Here is a 26,341-nt window from a genome sequence, read left to right on the forward strand (position 1 = left end):
TCCCCCCTTCAAGTTCTTAAGCACGAACAATCTTCGAATCGATTACGCTCAGGCATCCTCATTTGGCGGATGGGAACGACGGCGGACGCTTATTCCGGATGGCATCGACACCCTCCTTGGCATCCGCGCTCAGGAACCCAAGCATTTCCATGCCAAGCGAGGCGTCGAAAATGGGACCGGCCATCCTCATCCAGTTGTTCAGAGTCTTTTTGGTTGCGGAAATTGCAGGCTGGCTTCCGCGCGCCAGCTTGGACGCGATCTCAAGCGCTCTTGGCAGGACCTGCTCGCGGGGTAGCGAGAACGTCACGAGGCCAAGGCGCTCCGCTTCCTTTCCGTCCAGGAACTCACCGGTCATCAGATAGTACTTTGCTTTTGCCATTCCGCACAACAAAGGCCAGACCATCGCTGCGTGGTCGCCTGCCGAAACTCCCAGACGAACATGTCCGTCAGTTATCTTGGCTTCGTCCGCGATGACGCTGATATCAGCCAGCAGCGCGACAGCCAGACCAGCGCCGACCGCGACGCCGTTGATAGCGGAGATGACGGGCTTTTCACACGAAAGAAGGTTGTAGACCAGATCGCTGACCTCCTTCATGATCGAAACAACCGCTTCAGGATTACCGACCAGACTTTCGACCCATTCCAAATCGCCGCCTGCCGAAAACGCGCGGTCGCCAGCACCAGTCACCACCACGCATTTGGTGGTATCGTCCTCGCCAACCACATCCCAAAGCTTAGACAACTCGAAATGCAAGCGGGCATTCGTTGCATTCATCGCTTCCGGCCTGTTCAAAATAGCAAGAAGCACGCCATTGGCATGGCGCTCGAACTGGATGTGCTGGAAGTCTTCGTATTGCATCTGCTTCGTCCCCCTGATGAGTATCCCCGTAAAAACTATTGACGGAGATCAAGCGCTTCTGTTAGATAAATGAATGTTCATTCTGTGTCAATCGATTGGCCCATGGACAGATGGAGAATTGACGCTTGAATGACTGGGGGGATGGCTGTGATTAAAGGGAAAACGCGACAACTATCTGGGCGTATTTCAGCACCGCTGGAAGTCCAGTTGATTATCTCGCTCCAGTTTTGATCTCAAAGAACGGCCTTAACGCACATGAGCACCACACCCAACCAACCTCGGCGATTTGGGTTTCCGGAGAACTCCGGTTTGGCCGAGCCCTCGCTGGATACCCTTCCGCTTCACGACCGTATCGCCGCTAAGATCCTTGCCTGGCAAGCGGCAGCGTCCCCTGACCGACAGTTCGTGTATTTCAACGGCCAATGGGTGACGTACGGCGAGGCAGACAGGCGCGCCAATAAAGTGGCGAATGCTCTCTCCGCTGCCGGTGTCAAGAAGGGGGATCGGGTTGCAATAGACCTGCGCAACCGGTTGGAATATCTCGACGTATGGTTCGCGATAGCGCGCCTTGGGGCTATCCAGGTCCCCATCAATGTCGATTACAAAACCAAGCAGATTGCGCATACCATCAGACAGTCGAAGATCGATCATGTTGTTGTAGAGGCAAGCCTGCTGCTCGAACTTGAAGCGACTTTCGTCGAGATGGAGCAGAGAATTCCGGTTATTTTGCTGGACCATCAGGAAATTCCTGGACTTTCTCCGGGCGTTTTGGCGTACACGGATATTGTGGCCCATGCCTCTGACGAGCCGCCGGCGGGTTGTTGGGATGTCAGTGGCGCCGATGTGGGCACTGTTATGAACACCTCCGGGACGACGGGTCCCTCTAAGGGAGTGTTGATGCCCCATGCACAGCAATACATCCTTGGCCGCATGATTGCGGCGGACATGCGGCTGAACGCCAACGATGTGTACTACAATTTCTATCCGCTCTTCCACAATACCGCTCAAGCGATGATCGTGATTCCAGTCATGCTCGTGGGCGCAAAAATGGTGCTAGTCGAGCGGTTCAGCGCCTCCAGGTTCTGGCCTGAGGTCAAGACGCATGGTTGCACCGCTTTCTATTATATTGGCGAGATCATGCGAATTCTCTTGAAGTCGACAGCGGACGAAGACGCTGAGGGCTCGCTGCTCCGAACCGCATGGGGCATCGGTGCGTCCGCGAGTGATTTTGCCGAGTTCAAGAAGCGCTTCGGTGTCGAGTTAGGCGCCGGCTACGGGTCTACGGAAGCCAACGTGCCCTGTTATCTGCCGCGCGGCGCGGCCAAAACGGGCAGTGCGGGGCTTGTAGCACCGGGCTTTCAGGTCCGCATTTCCGGCGCTTTCGGCGAGGAAGCGCCACCGAATACTGTCGGCGAAATCCTGGTGCGATCCACGGAACCGAGCGCTCTGATGGCGGGCTATGACGGTGATCCGGGCGCGACGGTCGCCGCGTGGAAAGATCTCTGGTTTCACACCGGCGATGCCGGAATGTTTGATGATGACGGATATCTGTTCTTTAGCGGCCGGCTGAAGGATGCCGTTCGCGTGAAGGGCGAGAACGTCTCCGCTTTCGAAGTCGAATTGGTGATCCTCGAAGAGCCTGCCGTGCTCGAGGTCGCGGCGATCGCTGTGCCCGGGGAACTCGGTGGGGACGAACTCAAAGTCGTCGTCGTGTTGCGTCCCGACGCTCAACTAACGCCAGAAGCTCTGATAGCGCGCGCCAAGGCAAGCCTTCCGAATTTTGCCGTTCCTCGATACGTCGAATTTGTCGATTCGCTTCCAAAGACACCCACCAACAAAATCATGAAACACGAACTGCGCAAGGTGCCTTTTTCGGGAGCAACCTGGGATAGACTAGCCCAGCCCAAGCCCGGCGCTGTCAAATGACAGGTTATGCCGCCGTCAAGGTCGCTTGCGGTAGCAAAATTCAACATCAGGGAACCGGTATCTCCAGTCTTGTCGATACGGCCTTGCAACACGCGATAGCCTCATAGGGGGAAAATATGTCTGATAATTTAAATGGTAAGGTCGTTCTCCTCTGCGGGGCATCTGGGGATATCGGTCAGGCTGCGGCGAGGATGCTGCTGGAACGCGGCGCGAGTGTGGGGCTGCACTACCGCACGAGTGCGGACGAACTGCAGAAAATCGTTGACGAGTACGGCGGTGACAGGGCGGTGCTGTTGAAGGGCGACCTTACGCGCAAGGGTGAAGTTTCGACGATTGTCTCCACACTTGTTGAGCGGTTTGGCAAGCTGGATGCCTTCATCACGACGATCGGGACAAAATTGCGCATTCGTCCATTTCTCGACACTCCGGAAGAGTCCGTCGATATAACTATCGCAATCGAACTGCGAAGCGTGATCGACTCGGTACGGGCTGTATTGCCGGAGCTTATCAATAACGGCGGCGGACGTATTGTGATCATTGGCTCCGACTCGGGCAAGGTCGGGACAAGCGGCGAGTCCGTATCCGCAGCCTGCCGCGGCGGTGCGATTGCATTCATAAAGTCGATAGCGCGCGAATACGCGCGGCATAAGGTTCTAGCGAACGTGGTTTGCCCGGGCCCAACTGATACCGGTCTGTGGGAGGATCTCGTAAACAATGATGAGTTCGGTGGCAAGATCGGCAACGCGATGATTAGGGCCATTCCGTTGCGCAGGCTGGGCAAAGCGGAAGAAGTCGCGGGAACGGCTGTATTCCTGGTGTCGGAGCATGCTTCCTATATAACCGGTCAGGCTATCAGCGTCAGTGGCGGTCTGACGATGAGCTGACCTTTAACGACAAATGATCGTAAGGCTGACCTACGGTTGCGGTTTCGGTGCTGTGACTGTCGTGAGTCCCATCGGGACTGAACCATTCAAGCGGGAGAGAAATCTCTGACCGGTCATTCATGGCTTGTTGGTTGGGTGCTAACATTTCGAAAAGGAGACTAGGTTGAAAGTCGGTATTGTGGGAGTCGGCCTTATTCCTTGGAGAGTAAGATATGCCGAAAAGACATATTACGAGCTGGCGCTGGATGTAACCAAGGCGGCGCTGGCGGATGCGCGGATTTCAGCGGATGATGTAGATCACGTCGTATGGGGGCTGTCAGATCTGATGGTCGCGTGGGTTCGGCAGTGCTGCCCCAGCACAACTATGCAGGACTATATCGGAATGGCGGGCAAGTCTTGCGTCCACGTTACAGCTGGCGCCGTCACCGGGGCGATGGCAGTCCGCCAGGGCATGATCGAAATCATGTCCGGCATGTCCGATGTGACACTCGTCGTCGGGTCGGGCAAGGGCATGGACCTTTGGGATCCAACCCTTAACAAGCGCTCTTCCGCCTTCCTCAAAGCTATCATGCTGGACCTGGATACCAATTGGGAAGTCCCGGTCGAGCCATTGGCTGCAGCAAACTTCGCCTTCGCCGTCCAGGCTCACATCGACCGTTATGGAGCGCCTACCGAAGCGCAAATGGCCAAGGTTTCGGTAAAGAACCATGGCAACGCGCTTTCGAATCCGCTGGCGCAGAGCGGCATGGCGCTGACTGTCGATGACGTTCTGAACTCCAGAAGGATTGCCGGCCCGATCAAGATGTTCGACTGCTGCCTCTACAGCGAAGGCGCGGCAGCGCTGATTCTGGCGTCGGAAGACAAGGCTCGCGAGATGTGCGACGATCCAATCTGGATCGAAGGCGTTGGTTCTTCAAACGTGCGCAGCTATATGCCCGACTTTACCAGTCTGGGGCGGCTTCTCTGCCAAGAGCAGTCGGCGCAACGCGCCTACAAGATGGCTGGTATCACAGATCCGCTGAAGCAGCTTGATCTCATCGAAACCCACGACCTTCTCACCGGTGTCGAATTGATGAGCTATGCCGAGTTGGGCCTTTGTGAACCAGGCCAGGGCGGCCGTCTGATTGATGAGGGCTTCACCGAACGATCCGGGCCAATGCCTGTGAACCCTTCAGGTGGAATGATTGGCTGCGGCCACGTCGCCGGATGTTCCGGCATCTCGCGCGTCGGCGAAGTCGTCCAGCAATTGCGGGGACGCGCCGGAGGCACCCAGGTTCCGATTAATAAAGGGCGCGCAATTTTTTCGGCCGTCGGCGGACCGGGAATTTCACAAAGTTGCACAGTCGTATTGGGGAAGTCATGAGCGGGACCGAAATCTTTGAAGTGGAAATCGATGACGTCTACCATTACCGTTTGAGTTATGGCGGACAGTCTCCTTATTTTCATGGCCTCCAAAGAAGAGAGCTGATCGGAAGCCGATGCACAGGTTGTGGCTTCTGCTGGCTCCCGTTGAGACCGATTTGTTCCAAATGTTACGCGGAATCCGAACAACTCGTATTGAGCGGCAAAGGCGAGATCCTGACCACCATCATGCTTCCGAATGCGCCGGAGCATCTCAAGCACCTTGGCCGGCGTGTCGCAACAGCTCTCATTAAACCGGATGGCGCCGACACTTGCATCAAGGCATTTGTCGTCGGGAAGGATGCCTACTTCGAAAAAGGTACGCGTGTAAGCGCAGAATTTCTGCCCAAAATTCGCACAATCGGAGACTTTTACTTCACGCCGGACTGATTGCAATTTGATGGAAAGACTTGATAAGGATGCCGTTAAAATTATCAATGTCGAAGTAATTGATCTCGCTTCGGCCGATTAAATAAGCTGATAGTGAATAAGCCTCATTAGACTACAGTCGCTACCAGATCCTCGTCAGCCAAACGTGAACTCGAACCGGCTCGAGTTCCGGGATTGAACCTTGCTCTTCGGCAGGAAGGGTATCGCGGTTTCGGCGACGTCACCGTGATCTCGGACCGCGCCGAAATCCTCAAGCGTCTGCCCGGGTGATGCCGAAACCGACAGCCCACATCATCGATTGGTTCCACATCGCTATGAAAATCCAGCCGATGCAGCAGATCGCCATTAACCTGCGCCGCTCCAACTCTGACCGTGCCGATGTACTGCTTACCAACGATAGGGACGTCACGGCCGTGAAGTGGCGTCTGTAGCACGGTCGGGTCGATGGGGCGATCCGCGACTTGGAGCAACTCCTGGTTAGTCTCAAACAGTCGCAGCGGGAAGGTGAATTCTCGATCGCACGGTTCCACAGCCTCGGTGCGTAGCTCTTGACCTATATCCGTTCCAACGTAAGCCCACGGTGAAGGCCGCCTTGTGAGGTGGCGCTGAACGTCGGAAGTCCTAGTGGTAACACTAGGGATAGTCCTATGACGAAGCATCCGATCGAAGTCATCACATCTGTGGAGCGCCGCCGTCGCTGGTCTCGCGAAGAGAAAGAGGGGCTTGTCGCCGCCTGCCTTGAGCCTGATGCGGTGATCTCTGAGATTGCCCGAACGGCTGGTATCCATGTCAGCCAGTTGTTCCGTTGGCGCAAGGAGCTGTGCCGCATCGAGGAGCCGCAGACCGAGACGGGAACGGTGTTGGTGCCGGTGATCGTGTCCGAGGCCGCTTCGACAGTGTCTCTGGCTCAACCGGAGCCGCCCACCACATCCCATCCTCGTCGGAAGCGTAGCGATGTAATGATCGAACTTGGTCGAGGTAGACGCGTCCACGTGGACAGCGACATCGACACGGACGCCCTCGGCCGGATTCTCGATTGCGTATTGGGTTTGCGATGATCCCGGTTCCGAGTGGCGTAAAAGTCTGGCTAGCGACAGGCCACACCGATATGCGCAAAGGTTTCCCCGGTTTGTCGTTAATGGTGCAGGAGGCGCTGAAGCGCGACCCGATGTGCGGTCACCTGTTCGTATTCCGCGGCCGCGGTGGTGGCCTGATCAAGGTGATCTGGCATGACGGCCAAGGAGCCTGTCTGTTCACGAAGAAGCTGGAGCGAGGCCGCTTCATCTGGCCATCAGCGGCCGATGGCACGGTGGTGATCACGCCGGCGCAGCTCGGTTATCTGCTGGAAGGTATCGACTGGCGAATGCCGCAAAAGACCTGGCGGCCGACGTCGGCCGGATGAGCAAAAACACTGGAATGACGGGGTCGAATATGATTCCATCCTGTCATGAGCAATGCGACCGAAGAGCTTCCGGACGACCTTGCCAGTGCCCTCGCACTGCTGGCCCAGGAACGCGCTCGACGTGTCGCAGCCGAAGCAGAAGCGGCGACCGCCAAGGCCGAAGCCGCCAGCGCAAAGGCACTCGTATCGCATTCCGAGGCGCTGATCGCACGGCTGAAGCTGGAGATCGACAAGGTTCGTCGTGAACTCTACGGCAGCCGGTCCGAGCGCAAGGCGCGGCTCCTGGAACAGATGGAACTGCAACTCGAGGAGTTGGAAGCGGACACCGGTGAGGATGAACTGGCGGCGGAGATCGCAGCCAAAGCCTCAACCGTCAAAGCCTTCGAGCGCAAGCGCCCATCACGTAAGCCCTTTCCCGAACACCTGCCACGCGAGCGCGTCGTAATCGCCGCTCCCGCCAATTGCGCCTGCTGCGGATCGGCCAAATTGTCGAAGCTCGGTGAGGACATTACCGAGACCCTGGAGGTCATCCCGCGTCAGTGGAAAGTCATCCAGACGGTGCGGGAGAAGTTTACCTGCCGCGAGTGTGAGAAGATCACGCAGCCGCCGGCACCCTTCCATGTGACGCCCCGCGGTTTTGCAGGACCGAACCTGCTGGCGATGATCCTGTTTGAGAAGTTTGCCCAGCACCAGCCGCTCAACCGCCAGAGCGAACGGTATGCCCGCGAAGGTGTCGACCTCAGCTTATCGACGCTGGCCGATCAGGTTGGAGCATGTGCTGCGGCGTTGAAGCCCATTCACTCCCTGATCGAGGCGCATGTCCTTGGCTCCGAACGTCTGCATGGTGACGACACGACCGTGCCGATCCTGGCCAAAGGAAAGACCGATACGGGCCGAATCTGGACCTATGTTCGGGACGATCGGCCGTTCGGCGGGCTCTCACCGCCGGCCGCAATTTACTATGCCTCGCGCGATCGACGGCAGGAGCATCCAGAGCGCCACTTGAAGACCTTCACCGGCATTCTGCAGGCGGACGCCTATGGCGGCTATAATCCGCTGTTCAAGGCTGATCGCGATCCAAATCCGCTAAGGCAGGCGTTTTGTTGGGCACACTCGCGGCGCAAGTTCTTCGTGCTCGCCGACATTGCCGCAAACGCCAAGCGTGGAAAGAACGCCGCGCCGATCTCGCCTATGGCGCTCGAAGCTGTCAAACGGATCGACGGCTTGTTCGATATCGAGCGCGAGATCAACGGGCTTGACACCGATCAACGCCTGGAGCGTCGCCGCAAGGAAAGCCTGCCGCTCGTTGATGATCTGCAGGCCTGGTTTCAAACCGAGCGGGCAAAGCTCTCACGCAGTTCTCCGGTCGCCGAGGCGATCGACTACATGCTCAAGCGATGGGACGGCTTCACGTCATTCCTAGACGACGGCCGGATTTGCCTGACGAACAACGCCGCCGAGCGAGCGCTCAGAGGCTTCGCACTCGGCAGAAAATCGTGGCTCTTCGTCGGATCAGACCGCGGTGCAGATCGTGCAGCCTTCATGGCCACGCTCATCATGACGGCAAAGCTCAACGACATCGATCCGCAGGCGTGGCTTGCCGACGTTCTTGCCCGCATCGCGGACACGCCGATTACCAAGCTGGAGCAACTGCTTCCGTGGAATTGGATACCGCCGACCGTCAACGCTCAAGCGGCATGATCTGCGGTCCTCACCGTAGGCTTACGTTCCAACCGCGGCGCGATCATCAACTATGGAAAGCGCTACCGAGCCGGACTCGTGTCGCTACGACCGTTGCCGAGTCGGAGGTGAATTCGCTTGTTGGAAAGCGGATGGTGAAGAAGCCGCAGATGCGATGGTCCCTCCACGGCGCGCACATGCTCATGCAAGTTCGGACGGCCGCGCTGAACGGCGAACTTCGCGATCGTTTAAGGGCACCGTTCCGACAGCCAGAACCGAACGTGCCTTCGATCTTCGAACCCAAGCCACCCCTCTCGCGCGCCGCCTGACCCCGGAGAAGTTACCGGTCTCAGACAAAGGGTTGCGCGGTCGAGGCCGCGCACCCTTTGTCGTTCTACGCACCGCGCAATCAGTGTAGACTGCGTCGCTGGCGACCAATTGACCCTTGCGAGGCCGAGCTCTATCGCTGAAGTAAGATTGGAGCGCTGTGGCTGTTTCGAAGTCACGCTAATGCCGCCAGCTTTGCCGCTGGCGGCCGTTTGTCATGCGATTTGCGGCAGTAGGTCATTTATGGATTTCTTGGCATCTCCATAAAACATGCGCGTATTATCCTTGAAGAAGAGCGGGTTCTCGATGCCAGAGTAACCGGTGCCCTGACCACGTTTGGACACGAAAACCTGCTTCGCCTTCCAGACCTCGAGCACCGGCATGCCGGCGATCGGCGAGTTCGGATCGTCTTCCGCCGCCGGGTTGACGATGTCGTTCGAACCGATGACGATGACGACGTCGGTTGACGGGAAATCGTCGTTGATCTCGTCCATCTCGAGCACGATGTCGTAGGGCACCTTTGCTTCGGCCAGCAGCACGTTCATATGGCCGGGCAGCCGTCCTGCGACCGGATGAATGGCGAAGCGGACTGTCTTGCCGGATGCCCTGAGCTTGCGGGTGAGTTCGGACACGGCTTGTTGCGCCTGCGCCACGGCCATGCCGTAACCCGGCACGATGACGACGCTGTCGGCTTCGTTGAGGGCGGCGGCGACGCCGTCGGCATCGATGGCGATCTGCTCGCCTGATATCTCCATCGCCGGCCCTGTCGTGGTGCCGAAGCCGCCTAATATGACCGAGACGAAGGAGCGGTTCATCGCCTGGCACATGATGTAGGAGAGGATCGCACCCGAAGAGCCGACCAGGGCGCCGGTGACGATCAGGAGATCGTTGCCGAGCGTGAAGCCGATCGCCGCCGCCGCCCAGCCGGAATAGGAGTTCAGCATCGACACGACCACCGGCATGTCGGCCCCGCCAATCCCCATGATCAGGTGATAACCGATGAAGAACGCGAGAAGCGTCATCGCAAGAAGCGCGAAGGCGCTGCCACTATCGGTGTAGACGAGCAGGAAAGAAAAACAGAGAAGTGCTGCGCCTGCATTCAGTGCGTGCCCGCCCGGCAGCTTCTTCGCCTTGCCGTCTACTTTGCCGGCCAGCTTGCCGAAAGCGACGACGGAACCGGTGAAGGTGATGGCGCCGATGAAGACGCCGAGAAACACCTCGACCTTCATGATCGAAAGCTCGACCGAGGTCTTGTGGGCGAGAATTCCGGCAAAGCCGGTCAGGATGCTGCGTGCGGCCTCATCCATGCCGGCAATGCGGGCTGCCTCCAGATGGGCATTGAAGCCGATGAACACGGCGGCAAGGCCGACGAAGGAATGCAGTGCCGCGACGAGCTGCGGCATCTCCGTCATCTGTACGCGGCTCGCCACGTAATACCCAAGGACGGAGCCTCCGGCGATCATCGCCAGGATGATGAACCAGTTGCCTATTCCGGGTCCGAAGATGGTGGCGACGACAGCAAGCGCCATGCCCGCCATGCCGTACCAGACGGCGCGCTTGGCGCTTTCCTGCCCGGAAAGCCCGCCGAGCGACAGGATGAAGAGAACGGCAGCCGAGATATAGGCGGCCGACACGATGCCAATGGTCATGGAATGATCCCCTACCCGCTCAGGACTTCTGGAACATGGCGAGCATGCGCCGTGTCACGAGGAAACCGCCGACGATGTTGATCGTGGCGACCAGCACCGACAGCGAGGCAAGCACCACGACAAGCCAGTTGCCGGACCCGACCTGCAGGAGGGCGCCGAGGATGACGATGCCGGAAATGGCGTTCGTCACCGCCATCAGCGGCGTGTGCAGCGAATGCGAGACGTTCCAGATGACCTGGAAGCCGATGAAGCAGGCGAGCACGAAGACGACGAAATGGCTCATGAAGCTCGTGGGCGCATAGGCGCCGACCAGCAGCAGCAGTGCCGTCGCGACCAGAAGCAGGAACCCTTGCGTCTTCGTCTGCGCTTTGAAGGCCGCGGTCTCTTTCGCACGCTTTTCCTGCGGCGTCGGTTCCCTGACCTTTTCCTTCGGCTTCTGCGCGGCGATCGCCTTGATCTTCGGCGGCGGCGGCGGATAGGTGATTGCGCCTCCATACGTGACCGTCGAACCGCGGATGACATCGTCGTCCATGTTGTGAATGAGCGCGCCGTCCTTGGCCGGCGTCAGGTCGCTCATCATGTGGCGGATGTTGGTGGCATAGAGCGTCGAGGCCTGTGCCGCCATGCGGCTCGGGAAATCCGTATAGCCGATGACGATGACGCCATTGTCCGAGACGATCCGCCGGTCGGGCACGGTCAGCTCGCAATTGCCGCCGCGCTCGGCCGCCAGATCGACGATCACCGAGCCCGGCTTCATTATCGCCACCATGTCGGCCAGCCAGAGTTTCGGCGCATCGCGGCCCGGGATCAGCGCCGTGGTGATGACGATGTCGATCTGCGGCGCCAGTTCGCGGAATTTTGCCAGCTGCTTATCGCGGAATTCCGGCGAGGACGGCGCCGCGTAACCGCCGGTCGCAGCAGCGTCCTGAGCCTCGGCAAAGTCGAGATAGACGAATTCTGCACCCATGGACTCGATCTGCTCGGCCACCTCGGGGCGAACGTCGAACGCATAGGTCATGGCGCCGAGCGAGGTCGCCGTACCGATCGCGGCGAGACCCGCGACACCTGCGCCGATCACCAGCACCCTGGCCGGCGGCACCTTGCCGGCCGCCGTCACCTGCCCGGTAAAAAATCGACCGAAATTGCTGCCGGCCTCGATCACCGCCCGGTACCCGGCGATATTGGCCATCGACGACAGGGCATCCATCTTCTGGGCGCGGGAGATGCGCGGCACCATGTCCATGGCGATGACGTTGACACCCTTCGCCCGCGCCGCTTCTAGAAGGTCGTTGTTCTGGTCCGGATAGAAGAACGATATCAGCGTCTGGCCATGGCGCAGCCGCTCCATCTCGGACCCCTCCGGCGGGCGCACCCTGGCGATGACGCTCGCCTGCGCATAAACGTCCGCTGCGCTCTCCACCACAGTCGCCCCGACCGCCCGATACGCGTCGTCGGGAAAGCCAGCCGCAGCACCCGCACCGGATTCGACCAAACAGGCGTAACCAAGCTTGCCAAGCTGCAACACGCTCTCTGGCGTCAAAGCAACGCGCGCTTCCGCGTTGAAACGCTCCTTAGGAGCTCCAATTATAGTCAACATTTAAATTGTCCCCCTCTCGTTCGCCTACCCCGCTCAGGCGAACTTCGATGCCGCATCACCAGCAATATAAGTCGCGCATGTCTAGTGCATTTTGAGGGAGATCTGGCGGTTTCCTAAAGACGCCGAGCGCTCTAATCGATTTTTATTTTTTGGAGAGCTGAAAAGCTGCTTAGGACGTTTGCCGGATATGCGGAGAAGGAGGACTTACTGCGGTACGCGGCTAGCGTTGTCCGAAGCCTCCTTCTTCCCAAAGAGGAAAGGGAAATAAACCGCAGCGGTTTGCGAGAGATTTACTCGAGATGGGCACGTCCCGCGCGCTGGTGCCGCCCGTCGCTGCCCTAGTTCCAGCTCAATCGCGCGAGACTTCCATCCCGAAATAACGCCATCGTGTCAAAAGCGATCGATTCAGTTGACTTGGTGGGTTTATCATCCGCAGCCGGGAGCATGCGGAAACGACTGTCCTTATGCAGCGAGTTTTGAGTAAGGCCCGCCCGATCGACACCCAAAGTAAAGAGATCCGCACCCGGTCTTGTTCATTATGCGCGTCGGCGAGAGTCGCATCCGAAGTCACTGAAACACCCAAGATAGAACTGGACGGAATAGTCTGCAATCCAGGATCCGGATCGAATGACTTATGAAGCAGAGCCATAAGCATATGCAGCATTGAACAGATAGTCGAACCTCGCGGAAACGCGTAGTTTTGCCGTTAGCACACGCTAACACCAATTTTGCTATGGAGCTGTATGATCTTTTCGTCGTTTCAATTTACTGTCTACCTTATTCTGGCAAGCCTCGTTGTCATGGGTTTCGCAGTGCACTGCTAGTAGTCATGAAGTGTCATCCACATCGGGTGAGGGTTGCCGCGGCTGGGGCATCCGTCGCGCTTGCAGATGTCAATTCAGAAGCCGTTCGTGCCGCGTCAAAAGAACTTGTAGTTGCGGCCACAAGGTGATCGGCATCCGTTGTGACGTCGCCAGTATTGCTGAGGTTGGGCAATGGTTGAGCAGACCGTGTCGGCATTCGGCAGCCTTAAGCCGCTTTCAACAACGCGGGCGTTCAGAGCCATGTGGCTGAGACTGCGCTTTCCACTCCAGAGGACTACGATTTGTGATGGGCGTCAATCTGTGGGGATCTGGAACTGCATGGAGTACGAGTTGCTGTATATGCGAGAGCAGGGCAGCGGCACGATCGTCAACAACTTCTCCCTCGGTGGGATTGTCGGAATTGCCGAAAAGGGGATCTGTCACGCGTCAAAGCATGGTGTCGTTAGCCTTACCGAGAGTGCGGAGCTGGAATACGCGTCGAGGGGGATTCGGATCAACGCAGTTTGCCCCGATATCATCCCAACGCCGATGGTCACAGGCATGCTCGAGACTCAGCCAGAAGCCATGGACCCGCTATTGTACGATGTACCGAACGGTGTGCCTGGACTTGCCGAGGAGATTGCCGACGCGGTGTTATGGTTATCAAGCCCGGCATCGAGCTTCGTCTTCGGACATGCGCTTCCCGTGGACGGGGTTATACAGTCCGCTAAGCCTCACAAGTTCGAAAGCGGTCGTTCCAACGAATGCCTTGCAAAGGGATCGAAGGCGCCTTACCAATTATCGCCACCGGGCTCGGCGGCATTACCCGCAGTGGAGGAACAGCCAGTCAGATGGATGGTCACCCAGATGAATTTGCCACAGAGGCGCTCGCAAAGCTTGAAGCGGACAAGGACGAGGACGAGGGCGAGGACGAGGTTTTGGTCGATGTTCCCGCGAAGACAAGCGAGCTAGGCGAAGCGATTTTCGATCGCATGAACAGCCGCGTTCAAAGCACTTCAGATTGCCGCGATACTCGTTGAGCGTGGCACTTGACGCGGCTTGAGGATTTCGAGTTGCTCGTCGTCAGTAAAGGTGAGGTTGCCGTGCCGGTCAAGTTCGCAGCGATCCATCCTATCGACTGGAAGCTTCGCGCTGGCCAAACGTAGATCGTCACCGGCAGAACCTTTCCCCGCGCTTCGCGCATCGATACGATGTCTGATGATAGTCGAGCCGGTGAGTTTTCACTGCAGAACTTCTAAAGCTCAGCCTGCAACGTTTTGGGTTTTGCCTGCAAACGATCGGCGCAAAAAAACCTCCGCCGATGCTGTGACCAGATCGGCTCAATCAACCTCTGGCAATTGCTGCAAAAGCTTGTCGATTGTTACCGGATACTGGCGAACCCTGACCCCTGTGGCGTTGTAGACCGCATTGGCAATCGACGCGCCGACACCGGTAAGCCCGAGTTCACTCACACCTTTTGCTTTCATGGGCGACGACATTTCGTCTGTCTCGTCCAGGAAAATGACGTCCTGATTTGGGATGTCAGCATGAACCGGAACCTCATAGCCAGCAAGATCGTGATTGACGAAGAAGCCGCGCCGTTTATCGACAACCAGATCCTCCATCAATGCTGCGCCAACGCCCATCGTCATTGCACCAATCACCTGGCTTCTGGCGGTTCTGGGATTAATGATTCGCCCGGCAGCGCAGACTGCCAGCATACGCCGCACGCGGATCTCGGCCGTGTAGGGATCGATAGCGACCTCTGCGAACTGCGCCCCGAACGTCTGTTGCTCGTAAGTTTCGCCAAGTTTGCCGAAGACGATCATGTCCTCGGCAACGATACTTCCGTCCCGCGCTGCTTCCGCAAGGGGGATGCGGCGGTCGCCCGAAATCACGTGGCCATCCGCGAACCGGGCGTCTCGCACATTCAGCCCAAGTTTTTCTACAACGGCTTCACGCAGCTTCATGCAAGCCGCATAGACCCCCGATGTCGATGAATTCGCACCCCGTTGTCCGGCCGATCCGGCGCCCCGGGGAAAACGCGAGTCGCCGAGGCTAACCGCCACCATTGACATTGGGAGCCCCATCATTTCCGCGGCTGTTTGACCAATAATCGTGTAACTACCGGTCCCGATATCGGTCATATCGGTTTCCACCGTGACCACACCCTCGGAATCCAGCCGTACGCGTGCCGCAGAATCTCGTGAGCCGTCGCCGCGAATGGCCGAGGCGACGCCCATCCCGATCAGCCACCTCCCATCGCGGTGCTGGCCGGGCCGGGGCTTTCTGTTGGCCCAACCGAATTTTTCAGCTCCGGTGCGAAGACATTCGGTCAGCTGGCGCCTGGAAAAGGGACGGTCGGCATTTTCCGGATCAACCTGCGTATCGTTGATGACGCGGAAGTCGATAGGATCGATCCCCAACTTTTCAGCCATCTCATCCATCGCGATCTCAAGTGCCATCATTCCGGACGCCTCGCCAGGCGCCCGCATTGAACTTCCTTCCGGCAAATCGAGGACCCCTAGGCGAAGGGCCGTCATGCGGTTTGCTCCCGCGTAGAGAAGACGGGTTTGCATGACGGCATTTTCCGGAAGGCCTTTCGCGATATTCCCCGACCAGCTCTCATGCCCGATTGCCGTAATCTTTCCATCGCGGCGTGCTCCCAGCCGGATGCGCTGGATCGTTGCTGGCCGATGCGTCGTGTTGTTAAACATCAGCGTCCGGGTCTGCGCGACCTTGACGGGGCGTCCGGCCGCACGCGCGCCTAAAGCGGCCAGAATGGCGTCTGCGGCCACCGTTGCCTTGCCGCCGAAGCCACCGCCGATAAAGGGGGAAACCAGCCGCAGGTTTTCCTCCGGCATGTCGAGAATTTTTGTCAGGTCCCGTATACCCCAATTGATCATCTGCTGAGATGTCCAGAGCGTGAGGTTATTTCCTTCCCACAGCGCAAGCGTTGCATGAGGCTCCATCATGGCGTGAGCCTGGTCAGGTGTTGTGTACGTCTCATCCAAGCTGACATCGGCGTCGCCATACGCTCGGTCAAAATCGCCTATAGATGAATCGGCACTGCCGCTGCCGACAGGGCCTGCCGTCCTCTTGGCAACCGTGAGATCGAAGGCTCCCTGTTCCTCGGCATATTCAACGCGGACAAGTTGCGCGGCCGCTCGGGCCTGCTCGAAGCTGTCGGCGACGACGAGAGCGATCGCCTGATGATAGTGCTGAATGGCAGGTCCGCCCAGCAACGTTGCGGCGAGAAAGTCGCCTTTGCCGAGCTTTCCCGCATTTTCGGCGGTTACGATCGTGACGACGCCAGGCGCTGCTTTTGCGGCGGCAAGATCCATGGCCACGATGCGACCCTTGGCAATGCCCGCGCCGACGATAAAGCCATAGGTTGTGTTCAGTTTTGAGTCGTGCCACTCGTAGGCATAGGTCGCCGTGCCGGTGACCTTTCTAGGGCCGTCGATACGTTCGATCGGCTGGCCGACGACTTTTAGTTGGTCGATCGGATTAACGGTCGCTGGCGTATCAAATCGCATTTTCGAGTACTTTCTGCTTTTCCTGAAACGCTGATACCGATCAACGACCAGGCTAACTACGTGGCGTTCAGCCAACCGGTGACGGCAGCGAGAGCCTGCTCTCCCGATCGGCTTGGAGGGAAAATCCTTCCAGAACCCGCGCGCCGGATGCGTGTTCAGCTCCAACGTCAAGACTGCTGCGAAGGCCGAAGCCACCATGATTTATGATCGGAATGAGGGTTTTCCAGAAGCATCATGCGCTTAGAAATGCGCGAACCGGCGAAGGTGGCGCCGTCCCCAGAGCGGACAAATACAGTAGGGCATTGCTTTCAGTGCTTGATCTCGGCGGTTGCGGTATCCGGCGACACGCTCGATGCCGCCGAAAATTGCAGGGATGCCGCTGTCATCACAGCATTCGGTCTCGAAGTATTTGCAGGACCGTCCATTTTTGTGACTTTCTTCTTGGAAGATAGTGCAAGCCCAAACGGAGATTTACGCCCCGATTTCGGGCATGGCGTGCAGCAGCTTGTCAAGCGTGATAGGGTATTCACGTACGCGGATGCCCGTGGCGTTGTAGGTTGCATTGGCAATCGCGGCCGCCACGCCACAGAGGCCAAGTTCGCCGACCCCTTTGGCCTTCATCGGCGACGAATACGGATCGGTTTCGTCCAGGAAGATCACCTCCTGGTGAGGAATGTCCGCATGAACAGGTACCTCGTAACCTGCTAAGTCGTGATTGACGAAAAATCCTCGCCTCGTTTCGACCGCGAGCTCTTCCATCAAAGCGCCGCCAACCCCCATCGTCATGGCGCCGATGACTTGGCTGCGTGCTGTAATAGGATTGAGGATGCGGCCCGCTGCACAGACGCCAAGCATACGTCTGACCCGAACCTCGGCCGTATTGATATCGACGCCGACTTCAACGAAATGAGCACCGAAGGTTGATTGCTGGAACTGCTTTCCCAGGTCGCCGAACTCGATGGAATCCTCGGCGACAACATCGCTACCCCTTGCTGCTTCGGCAAGCGGTACCTGACGATTGCCTAGACGCACCATGCCGTCCGCGAATTCCACATCAGTAGTGTTGAAGCCTAGTCGCTGGGCGACAGCTTCGCGCAGTTTCACGCAGGCAGCATAAACGCCGGAGGTGGAGCTGTTGGCACCGAATTGACCGCCTGAACCGGCAGAGACGGGAAAACGGGAATCGCCAAGCTGGACGGCGACCTTGTCCATTCCAAGCCCCATCATCTCGGCCGCAGTCTGGGCAATAATGGTGTAGCTCCCCGTTCCAATATCGGTCATGTCGGTCTCAACCGTCACGACACCATCGGCATCGAGACGGACGCGTGCGCCCGACTTGAGCGCGATGTTGTTCCGGAAGGCAGCAGCTACACCCATCCCAACAAGCCATTGCCCGTCGCGGACCTGTGCAGGTCTTGGGTTTCGCCTGTTCCAATCGAACCGGTCGGCACCTATCCGAAAGCACTCGTTTAACTGACGATGAGAATACGGGCGCTTCGGGTCTTCGGGATCGACCTGGGTGTCGTTGAGGATGCGAAACTCGACGGGATCAAGCCCTAAATTCTCGGCCATTTCGTCCATGGAAATCTCGAGTGCCATCAAACCGGGCGCCTCGCCCGGTGCTCGCATGGCGTTGCCTTCGGGCAGGTCGAGCGTCGCGAGCCGCATCGCGGTCATGCGATGTTCGCCGGCATAGAGCAGGCGCGTCTGCTGTACGGCCACTTCGAGCTTGCCCTCGGGAAGGTTGCCGTTCCAGCTTTCATGCGCGATGGCGGTGATCTTGCCCTGCGGCGTGGCGCCGATGCGGATGCGCTGGATCGTTGCCGGGCGATGGGTTGAGTTGTTGAACATCAGTGGGCGCGGCAGGCTGAGTTTGACCGCGCGCTTTGCCGCTTTCGCGGCAAGCGCAGCCAATACTGCATCGGACCTCAAGAAGAGCTTGCCGCCGAAACCTCCGCCGATGAAGGGCGACATCAAATGAACCTTGCTCTGATCCATCTTCAGTGTTGCCGCAAGGTCTGCCCTTGTCCATGCGATCATTTGGTTTGATGTCCAGAGAGTAAGTTCGTCTCCCTCCCATACGGCAAGCGAAGCGAACGGCTCCATCATCGCGTGGGCCTGGTCGGGGGTCGTGTAGGTCTCGTCGAGCTTGACCGGTGCCGCGGCAAAACCAGCTTCAAAATCCCCTGCGGCGCTATCGGGCTCTCCATCATCGGGCTTGATTGCCGAATCTCGCACCGCTGAGAGATCATAGGCTCCTTGCTCTTCGATATAATCAACGCGAACGAGGTTTGCTGCCGCGCGTGCCTGTTCAAGGGTCTCCGCCACGACGACGGCGATAGCCTGGTGATAATGCTGGATCTCAGGGCCACCGAAGAGTTTTGCAATGTTCAACCGGCCCTTGCCAAGTTCGCCGGCACTTTCGGCCGTAACGATCGCAATCACGCCAGGCGATGCGCGTGCCGGACCAAGATCGATCGACGAGATGCGACCCTTGGCGATCGCTGCTCCAACGACGTAACCGTAAGCCGCGTCAAGGGATGAATCGTGCCATTCGTATGCATATGTGGCCGTGCCGGTCACCTTGCGCGGACCGTCAATGCGGGTGATGTGTTTACCGATGACTTTCCCCTGGTCGATCGGATTGGTTGTGGCGGGAGTGTCAAATCTCATCGGGTCATCCCTTCGCTTCTGTCAGGACAGCGGCAAGCGTCCTCTCGACAAGCTTCACCTTGAACGCATTTTCATGGGTGGGCCTCGCGCCTTCCAGCAGCTGTCTAACCGTCGCCTGGGCGCCGGTTGGCAGTTGCGATTCTGCGGCCTCATTGCGCCACGGCTTATGAGCAACGCCGCCGACCGCAACGCGACCGTTGCCGTCACGCTGTACGACCGCGGCAATCGAAATGAGCGCAAACGCGTAGGAGGCGCGATCACGCACCTTGCGATAAATATGCCGCCCGCCAACGGGCGCGGGCAGCGTCACCGCTGTAATCAGTTCTCCCGCTTCAAGCGAGGTTTCGACATGCGGAGTCTCATCGGGAAGCAGGTGGAAGTCGGCGATAGGAATGGCGCGTGTCGTGCCGCCCGGCTTAACCGTCTCCACTGTGGCATCCAGTGCCCGCATGGCAACGGCCATGTCGCTTGGATGCGTCGCGATGCAAGCGTCACTAACACCGATAACCGCGTGCTGCCGGGAAAAGCCACCGATCGCGGAGCAGCCGCTTCCCGGCTGGCGCTTGTTACAGGGCTGATTGGTGTCGTAGAAATACGGACAGCGTGTACGCTGAAGCAGATTTCCAGCCGTCGTTGCCTTGTTGCGCAACTGACCAGAGGCTCCCGCCAGAAGCGCGCGCGAAAGCAGACCATAGTCGCTTCGAACGCGCTCGTCCGCAGCCAGATCGGTGTTGCGAACGAGCGCGCCGATGCGCAATCCCCCGTCGGGTGTGGCTTCGATCTTGTCGAGCGACAGTCCGTTGACGTCGATCAGATGCGTCGGCGTCTCGATCTCGAGCTTCATCAGGTCGAGGAGATTGGTACCGCCTGCAATGAATTTCGCACCATCGGTGCGGACGACGGCAGCGGCTGCTTCCGCCGGAGAATTGGCGCGCTCATACGTGAAGGATCTCATGCCGGTCTCCCTGCGACTTCATTGATGGCTTCGATAATGTTTGGGTAAGCACCGCAGCGACAAATATTGCCGCTCATCCGCTCACGGATCTCGACGTCGCTTACCTCCGTCGGTGCCGTCAGATCCCTAGTGACGTGGCTCGGAATACCCGCTCGAATTTCCGCAAGCACCGCGACGGAGGAACAGATCTGCCCGGGCGTGCAGTAACCACACTGGAAACCGTCGTGCTTGACGAAAGCCGCCTGCATAGGGTGTAGGTCTTCCGGCGTGCCGAGCCCCTCAATCGTGGTGATTTCGTCGCCCTCATGCATAATCGCGAGTGTCAGACAGGAATTTATCCTGCGTCCATCGACCATCACTGTGCATGCCCCGCACTGGCCGTGGTCACACCCCTTTTTGGTTCCGGTCAGATGAAGATGTTCGCGCAATGCGTCGAGAAGTGACGTGCGGTTGTCGAGTTCCAAATGATGCGCCGCGCCATTCACGGTGAACTGGACTCTAGTCGAGGCAACAAGAGATTCAGAGTTCTTGGCTGTTTGGGCCTTTGCCGTGGCGGGAAGCGTGCCAAGCGCTACCGAAGCTGCGGCCGTTCCGACCATTAGATCGCGCCGGGATATGTCGAGATGTCCAGGTTTTTGCATAATGAACTCCGTGTAATGCAGTTGGTCGGAATAAATCGCTTACAAAGCGGCTTTCCCAGCTAAGCGAATGCGACTGACATCACCTATAAACTAGGGCGCTACGGTCGATGGATTAGGCTCAGATCGTGATAGGGTTTAGGTCGTTGGTTCATATATGTGGTCAGCCGCCGCACATTCTGAAGGAGCGTCAGGCGCTCTCGCACTGGCATAGTTCCCAGGATCGGAGCTGAGCGCACTATCGTGGGCGGGCGCTGGTCCCGACATAAGAAACGCCCCAAAGAGTACGGTTATGAGGGCAAAATCTACCGCCCAGCGTTCGAAACCCATGGATACGGTGTCGACACAGCGGGTGACATAATGGGGTTCATCTTTGTTCGACATTATTCTCTTCCGCTTCAAATCCCTGTTTGGGAAGCTTCTGCAAAGCTCCTCGGCAGGTAGTACGCCATATGACGAACGACGAGGTTCGCTTCGAAGCCGCGCAGTGAGTAAGGTTTCAGCTACTGACGCGCTAAATCATATTGGCAAGACAGACTTTACCCGCGGGTTGTCGCAGAGCTTTGTCCGCGAGGTCATAGTTTGTCGCAAAGTGTAATGTGTTCGGGCAGACGCTGACGCCAACAGTTCAATGCTAATTGCGTTCTCTAGCCGTTCCCATATGACAGCAGGGTCAGAGGCCGAAACTTGCGCCGCGTGACAAATGTAACCGTGCGTCGAAAACTGCGACAACTTTATAGATCGCTGACAAAACGCTGCGACGCTGCCGGCGTATCGTATCCACTGACGTGCTCTATGATTGGAGTTGGAGCGTCTGACCTATGGGTTCCAGACAAGTCCCTGGAGGTGTCGCCATCGTTCATTTCTACACTTTGGACTGTTGATTTTGCAGTCGCAGGTGTACTCGATATGCTTAGCTAACCAAGAGATGCCGTTATGGATGCTGAACCTCACATTATCGTCGTTGACGACCACCGAGAAATTCGCGACCTTGTAGCGGCCTATTTGACGCAACACGGATATAAAGTTAGCGCAGCGGAAAGCGGTGCTGCGTTGAGAAAGATCCTCGAGAAGAATTCCGCTGACCTCTTGATCCTCGATATCATGATGCCAGGCGAGGACGGACTTTCCGTGTGCAGGCAAATCAGGGCAAGTGGCGATTTGCCGATAATTTTCCTGACGGCCATGGCTGACGATACTGACCGTATCATCGGTCTAGAATTAGGCGCGGACGACTATCTGGTGAAACCTTTTAATCCTCGGGAACTTCTCGCGCGCGTTCGAGCGGTGTTACGACGAGCCTGCAGTTCAACGGCAGTGCGCGAACCGCCTAAAGACGAAGTCATCGGATTTCATGGGTGGCAACTTCATGTTCGACGACGCGAGCTTCAGTCGCATGAGGGCCTGGGCGTAGCTCTGAGCACGGCGGAGTTTCGTCTGCTCAAAGTTTTCCTGGATCACCCTCATATTGTCCTCACACGTGACGAACTGCTTGATCACACGGCTGGCCGTTCCGCCGACGCCTTTGATCGCAGTATCGACAATCAGGTTAGCCGCCTCCGCAAGAAAATTGAACCCGATCCCAAAAATCCGACGATTATCAGAACGCATTGGGGCGGCGGCTACAGCCTCTCGGTCGAGGTGACAGTTCAGTGACCACATGGTGGAAAAAGAGCCTTGCCGGCCAATTCATTGTCTTCATTTTGGCAGCCCTGCTTATGGGCCAGACGATCGCATTTCTCGTTTCGTCGCGGCAGCGCGAAGTCGCGATCAGACAAGCGATCGAAGGCGATTTCGTTAGTCGCACGGTGGCACTTTCTGGCGTGTTGCAAACCGTCCCAAACGATATGCGCCGGAACGTCCTGATTGCGAGTTCAACGGGATATGCGCGCTTTTGGCTCTCGGATGGTTTGCCGGATCCATCACGCTGGTATCGAACAGCTAAGGCCAATCTGGACCTTTCCATCATGGATCTCATCACCGCGAATAATACCGAATTGCAGGCAGAGCCGAGCATTGCTGGGCAGCCCGCAGATGGTGATGAATCGATTACCTCTTGGCAACCGTTCAAAGCTGTTGACGCAATACCCGGAGCGCAATTCGTGCATTTCGCGGACCAGGAGGGGATGGGAATCGCGCAGAGGCTAGACGATGGATCGTGGCTCAACGCAGCATATTACAAGGAGACCCCCCCAAATCTTTGGAGCACGCAGTCAATGCTTTCTATCGGCATAACCGCAGTGATCCTGAGCATCATCGGCGCTTTGGTCGCCAACCGCATTGCGCGCCCGCTTCGCGAACTTGCCGTTTCCGCCGAAGCGCTTGGGCGAGGGGAGGAAACGTCGATCTCTCCGCCCGGCTCTCCTGACGATATCCGTCAGCTTTATGAGGCGTTTGACCGGATGCAGTTAAGGCTTCGGAGATTTGTTGACGACCGAACGCGAATGCTTGCAGCGATCGGGCACGACCTGCGAACACCGCTCACAACGTTGAAACTGAGGGCAGAGTTTGTCCAAGACCAAGATCTTCAACAGAAGATCTTGGCGACAGTTGACGAGATGCAGTCGATGACGGAGGCTACCCTCTCATTCGCGAAGAGTGAGGCGACGTCGGAGCCCACGCGTGCTGTTGACCTTGCAGCCTTGATTGGAAGTCTCTGCGATGATCTTGCCGAACTTGATTACAATGTTGACTTCAGAGACAGCGGCAGAATCAGCTATCGGTGCCGTCCCGACAATCTGAAGCGTGCCGTTCGCAACCTTATTGAGAACGCTCTTCGCTACGCCGGAAGCGCCGCAGTGAGCGTCCAGATTGCTGCCGATGCGATCGAAATCAGGGTGGATGACAAAGGTCCGGGGATCCCACAGACGCAATGCGAACAGGTATTTGCACCCTTCTACAGACTGGAAGACTCGCGGAGCAGGGACACTGGAGGCGTCGGACTGGGGCTGTCTATTTCCAGGGCGATAGCCAGGCAACATGGTGGGGACATTGTTCTCTCGTCGAACAATCCTGGCCTTCGCGCTGCATTGTTACTGCCATTGGCTTGAGAGCCGGCACCTTGTAAGTCAGGATGTAGACATTGACGAGACCAGCTAGTTAGCTGGACTCGTTCCTTAGAAAGATAATCATGATTGGCGTGTCGCTGCGCACCATACGCAGAGACGTGGCAACCCTGCAGGACATGGGCGCAGACATCGAGGGCGAGGCAGGTGTGGGTTATATCTTGCAGCCCGGTTTCCTTCTCCCACCGTTGTCGTTTACGGACGAGCAAGTTCAGGCGCTCGTAATCGGCGCCCAAAGGGTTAGTCGCCAGACGGATGACTCGCTGGCCTTCGCCGTGAAGAACGCGCTGGCCAAGATCAAAGCAGTTCTCCGCCTGGATATGCGATCCGCTCTCAACGAGGACATGATCTATGTCGGCCATCCCATGAAAGGTGACGGCCCGGTAGATCTGAGCGAGGTTCGCAGGTCACTGCGAGAACAGCGCAAGCTGCGTATCACGCTGTCTCTCAAGCATGTCGAATTGGGAAAGGAAATCATCCGGCCGATTATGCTGGGGTTTATAGAACCAAAACGTTTTATCGCGACTTGGTGTGAATTGGACCGAAAGTTTTAGGTAGTCGGACTGGAAGATATCGAAACTGCGGAGGTCTTGGTTGAGCGGTATTCACGGAGCCGCCGCCAGCTCGTAACGGAATGGCGTGCCCAAGAGACAAGGCTCTGTAATACCGAAGGTAAAGTTTGTTGAGCTTAGCCAATATCCGACGACATCGGCGTGGGCTTCACCACTCCAGCGATCCATAGTCGCGGGATCTCCCTAGAAAACCGGGCGGAAAAGCCGCCCCTCCGTATCTCGCCGACCAATCATCCTGCCGGAGCGGGAAGACGGCTTCGTCGAAGAGCGACCGTTATGCCTGTGTTGCGGGCGGCCGGCTCTCATGGACGACAACTGTTGCGGCATTTGCGAACAATGTCTTCGAAACTGACGGGGCGATGTTTCGATTGACTGAAACCTGAACCAACGAACGGCGATTACTGTTTGATAACCGGATAGGGAAACTTCCACTTGCCGCTGACTTCCCGCGCTGGCTACAATCAGCGAAAGAGAAAGGGCGGTGAGCGCGGTCAGGTTCATAGAAATCTCCTCGTGGATTGTCTGGTGCCTCGCCGTTGCAGCCGCGAGCATCTCGCTCGCCCATCCCGCAAGCGCTCAAACTTTACGCGGCGCTCGGCGCGGATGTATTTCCTAACAGTTCAGAAAACGATCGGGATGCTCGGTAGCCGTTTTCGGACCAGAAATGTGCTCCATTCCTGATCTAGTAGAATCGGCTGAGTCCGGTTCAAGGCCTTCCAGCAGGACTGTTGCCGCAGAGTGTAGGGCTCGGGGTGTCGGAAGCGTTGGCCGGGCAACTCGTCACCCTTTACGCGCTCGGGTCGATTGTTGCATCGGGTCAGCGCGCTCACAGTGGATGTAGCGGCAAACCTTGCTTCTTCGTGTCGACGGTGTCTTATAGCCGATGAGCGGGACTCATTGCAGCCGGCCCTCAAAACGAAAGATCAGGGCGACTGCCTCATGCCAAATACCATAATCCTCAACCCGAATACTGGTGCGCCTTCCTTCGGTCTGGTGCCAGGGATGAATAGCCGGGGCACCATGATCGTGTCGGGAGAAATCCGGCTACTGCGCGGCAAACACCTTGGCCCCAATCGGGGATTTGGTGCCTGCCACATATGGGCCGAGCACACCAAGGAAATGGAAAAGCTCGGATTTTTGCTGGAATCCGATGTGCCGAAATACGTCGCTCACATCATTCGCACCGGAACGCCATTGTTCTACAGTGGGGATAGCTTCACAAAGATACGTCTCATGGCGGTGAGGGCAGTGGCGGGTACCGCCATTCTGGAAGTGAGAGAGCAGCGTGAGCTGACGTTCTGGTCTGTCGTGACGGCATACTCAGGAACCAAAAACCACGGCACCCGGGTGGGAACCGTGGTTTGAAAACTGGTGTGATTGCAGTAGCAGCGTCGCCTTAGCTCAAGGGTTCGGAGACCAACCTAATGTCCTGCAAATAAGCTTCCTGTAAAGCTTACCATCCACATGAGCGGGCCAATTCACAGGTGAAGCCGACTCAAAATGCTCTTTATGCCACGACGTACATATAGGTGAACATGACGGCTCCGTCAAGTTCAGCAGGGTTGGACACCCTTCGAGAGCCTATGCGACCCGCATCGGAATTCCTGCCAATGCTGCAGTCATATAAGAGCAACCGCAACACCTTTCCAGTCGTTTCACTAGAAGTCGCCATATTGCTTCAGCGAAGATTTCTTCCCGCCGTCGCGCATTAGCAGATGAGCATTCAGGGCAGTTGATCTGCGTAGTAGGTTTTGGTTTAGGCGCACGCACGGTCGCACCAGCCGCGAGCGTTGCCGAACCCAGCTCTCTTGTCTGGCATCCCTAATCCAGTTCCGTCCTTGGACGGTCAACCCGCAGGGGGTTCGCAGCTACTGCGACCTCTCCGGTGACCTGCCACTGAGAATTTCCTCCAGACTTGATTAGAGTTCGGCCTGACGAAGGACGGACGAATGAAGAAGCAGAGATTTACGGAAGAGCAGAT

General features: G+C 57.6%; 19 protein-coding genes and 3 pseudogenes. 15 read left to right on the forward strand and 7 right to left on the reverse strand.

Annotated elements, in window-relative coordinates:
- Positions 1-58 precede the first annotated feature (58 nt).
- Entirely contained in the window at positions 59-859 is an 801-nt protein-coding gene (locus C8J36_RS23545) for an enoyl-CoA hydratase/isomerase family protein (protein WP_132537712.1), read from the reverse strand.
- Positions 860-1,114: 255 nt separating this feature from the next.
- Here C8J36_RS23545 and C8J36_RS23550 point away from each other — a divergent pair, with 255 nt between their 5' ends.
- From C8J36_RS23550 to C8J36_RS25515, 8 genes and pseudogenes are all read left to right on the forward strand, one after another.
- Positions 1,115-2,785, forward strand: a complete 1,671-nt coding sequence (locus tag C8J36_RS23550; protein WP_132537713.1) for an AMP-binding protein — start codon at positions 1,115-1,117, stop codon at positions 2,783-2,785.
- A gap of 116 nt (positions 2,786-2,901) precedes the next feature.
- Entirely contained in the window at positions 2,902-3,669 is a 768-nt protein-coding gene (locus C8J36_RS23555) for an SDR family NAD(P)-dependent oxidoreductase (protein ID WP_132537714.1), read from the forward strand.
- Positions 3,670-3,832: 163 nt separating this feature from the next.
- Positions 3,833-5,032 carry a thiolase family protein gene (locus tag C8J36_RS23560; RefSeq protein ID WP_132537715.1) on the forward strand — a complete coding sequence of 400 codons (1,200 nt, stop codon included), beginning with the start codon at positions 3,833-3,835 and terminating at the stop codon, positions 5,030-5,032.
- A complete protein-coding gene (locus C8J36_RS23565) occupies positions 5,029-5,460 on the forward strand; it encodes a hypothetical protein (protein WP_132537716.1) in 432 nt (143 codons plus the stop codon). The genes C8J36_RS23560 and C8J36_RS23565 overlap by 4 nt, the downstream gene beginning before the upstream one ends.
- Before the next feature lie 647 nt (positions 5,461-6,107).
- Positions 6,108-6,518, forward strand: a complete 411-nt coding sequence (locus C8J36_RS23570) for a transposase (RefSeq protein WP_132537717.1) — start codon at positions 6,108-6,110, stop codon at positions 6,516-6,518.
- The gene (gene tnpB, locus C8J36_RS23575; protein ID WP_008536653.1) at positions 6,515-6,862 is read left to right on the forward strand and encodes an IS66 family insertion sequence element accessory protein TnpB; all 348 of its coding nucleotides are present in this window, start codon (positions 6,515-6,517) and stop codon (positions 6,860-6,862) included. The genes C8J36_RS23570 and tnpB overlap by 4 nt, the downstream gene beginning before the upstream one ends.
- A gap of 45 nt (positions 6,863-6,907) precedes the next feature.
- Entirely contained in the window at positions 6,908-8,563 is a 1,656-nt protein-coding gene (locus C8J36_RS23580) for an IS66 family transposase (RefSeq protein WP_132537718.1), read from the forward strand.
- A 21-nt stretch (positions 8,564-8,584) separates the two neighbouring features.
- A pseudogene (locus C8J36_RS25515) lies at positions 8,585-8,871 on the forward strand (hypothetical protein); the annotation flags it as partial.
- Positions 8,872-9,084: 213 nt separating this feature from the next.
- On the opposite strand, the gene C8J36_RS23585 reads toward C8J36_RS25515, so the two are convergent.
- Entirely contained in the window at positions 9,085-10,518 is a 1,434-nt protein-coding gene (locus C8J36_RS23585) for an NAD(P)(+) transhydrogenase (Re/Si-specific) subunit beta (RefSeq protein WP_132537719.1), read from the reverse strand.
- A 19-nt stretch (positions 10,519-10,537) separates the two neighbouring features.
- The gene (locus C8J36_RS23590; RefSeq protein WP_132537720.1) at positions 10,538-12,115 is read right to left on the reverse strand and encodes a Re/Si-specific NAD(P)(+) transhydrogenase subunit alpha; all 1,578 of its coding nucleotides are present in this window, start codon (positions 12,113-12,115) and stop codon (positions 10,538-10,540) included.
- Between the two features lie 1,163 nt (positions 12,116-13,278).
- On the opposite strand from C8J36_RS23590, the pseudogene C8J36_RS25520 reads away from it, so the two are divergent.
- From C8J36_RS25520 to C8J36_RS25525, 3 genes and pseudogenes are all read left to right on the forward strand, one after another.
- Positions 13,279-13,572 (forward strand): annotated as a pseudogene (locus C8J36_RS25520) (SDR family oxidoreductase); the annotation flags it as partial.
- A 197-nt stretch (positions 13,573-13,769) separates the two neighbouring features.
- Positions 13,770-13,958 carry a hypothetical protein gene (locus tag C8J36_RS25100; protein ID WP_165915154.1) on the forward strand — a complete coding sequence of 63 codons (189 nt, stop codon included), beginning with the start codon at positions 13,770-13,772 and terminating at the stop codon, positions 13,956-13,958.
- A gap of 9 nt (positions 13,959-13,967) precedes the next feature.
- A pseudogene (locus C8J36_RS25525) lies at positions 13,968-14,081 on the forward strand (NAD(P)-dependent alcohol dehydrogenase); the annotation flags it as partial.
- Between the two features lie 177 nt (positions 14,082-14,258).
- Here C8J36_RS25525 and paoC (C8J36_RS23605) read toward each other — a convergent pair.
- The 4 genes from paoC (C8J36_RS23605) to paoA form a co-directional block, all read right to left on the reverse strand.
- Positions 14,259-16,457, reverse strand: a complete 2,199-nt coding sequence (gene paoC, locus C8J36_RS23605) for an aldehyde oxidoreductase molybdenum-binding subunit PaoC (RefSeq protein ID WP_132537727.1) — start codon at positions 16,455-16,457, stop codon at positions 14,259-14,261.
- A 471-nt stretch (positions 16,458-16,928) separates the two neighbouring features.
- Complete coding sequence (paoC, locus tag C8J36_RS23610) at positions 16,929-19,130, reverse strand: aldehyde oxidoreductase molybdenum-binding subunit PaoC (protein WP_132537721.1); 2,202 nt, start codon at positions 19,128-19,130, stop codon at positions 16,929-16,931.
- Positions 19,131-19,134: 4 nt separating this feature from the next.
- Positions 19,135-20,085, reverse strand: coding sequence for a xanthine dehydrogenase family protein subunit M (locus tag C8J36_RS23615; protein WP_132537722.1), 951 nt, complete (start codon positions 20,083-20,085; stop codon positions 19,135-19,137).
- Positions 20,082-20,726 carry an aldehyde dehydrogenase iron-sulfur subunit PaoA gene (gene paoA, locus C8J36_RS23620; protein WP_132537723.1) on the reverse strand — a complete coding sequence of 215 codons (645 nt, stop codon included), beginning with the start codon at positions 20,724-20,726 and terminating at the stop codon, positions 20,082-20,084. Before paoA ends, C8J36_RS23615 begins: the two co-directional genes overlap by 4 nt.
- Before the next feature lie 933 nt (positions 20,727-21,659).
- On the opposite strand from paoA, the gene C8J36_RS23625 reads away from it, so the two are divergent.
- The 4 genes from C8J36_RS23625 to C8J36_RS23640 all read left to right on the forward strand — a co-directional run bounded on the left by C8J36_RS23625 (position 21,660) and on the right by C8J36_RS23640 (position 25,725).
- Positions 21,660-22,379, forward strand: coding sequence for a response regulator (locus tag C8J36_RS23625; protein WP_132537724.1), 720 nt, complete (start codon positions 21,660-21,662; stop codon positions 22,377-22,379).
- Positions 22,376-23,773 carry a HAMP domain-containing sensor histidine kinase gene (locus C8J36_RS23630; RefSeq protein ID WP_245506717.1) on the forward strand — a complete coding sequence of 466 codons (1,398 nt, stop codon included), beginning with the start codon at positions 22,376-22,378 and terminating at the stop codon, positions 23,771-23,773. The genes C8J36_RS23625 and C8J36_RS23630 overlap by 4 nt, the downstream gene beginning before the upstream one ends.
- Before the next feature lie 80 nt (positions 23,774-23,853).
- Complete coding sequence (locus tag C8J36_RS23635; protein ID WP_207897620.1) at positions 23,854-24,342, forward strand: HTH domain-containing protein; 489 nt, start codon at positions 23,854-23,856, stop codon at positions 24,340-24,342.
- A 915-nt stretch (positions 24,343-25,257) separates the two neighbouring features.
- The gene (locus tag C8J36_RS23640; RefSeq protein WP_132537725.1) at positions 25,258-25,725 is read left to right on the forward strand and encodes a hypothetical protein; all 468 of its coding nucleotides are present in this window, start codon (positions 25,258-25,260) and stop codon (positions 25,723-25,725) included.
- Positions 25,726-26,341: the final 616 nt, after the last annotated feature.

It is taken from the genome of Rhizobium sp. PP-F2F-G48 (genome assembly GCF_004342335.1).
GTDB lineage: Bacteria > Pseudomonadota > Alphaproteobacteria > Rhizobiales > Rhizobiaceae > Ferranicluibacter.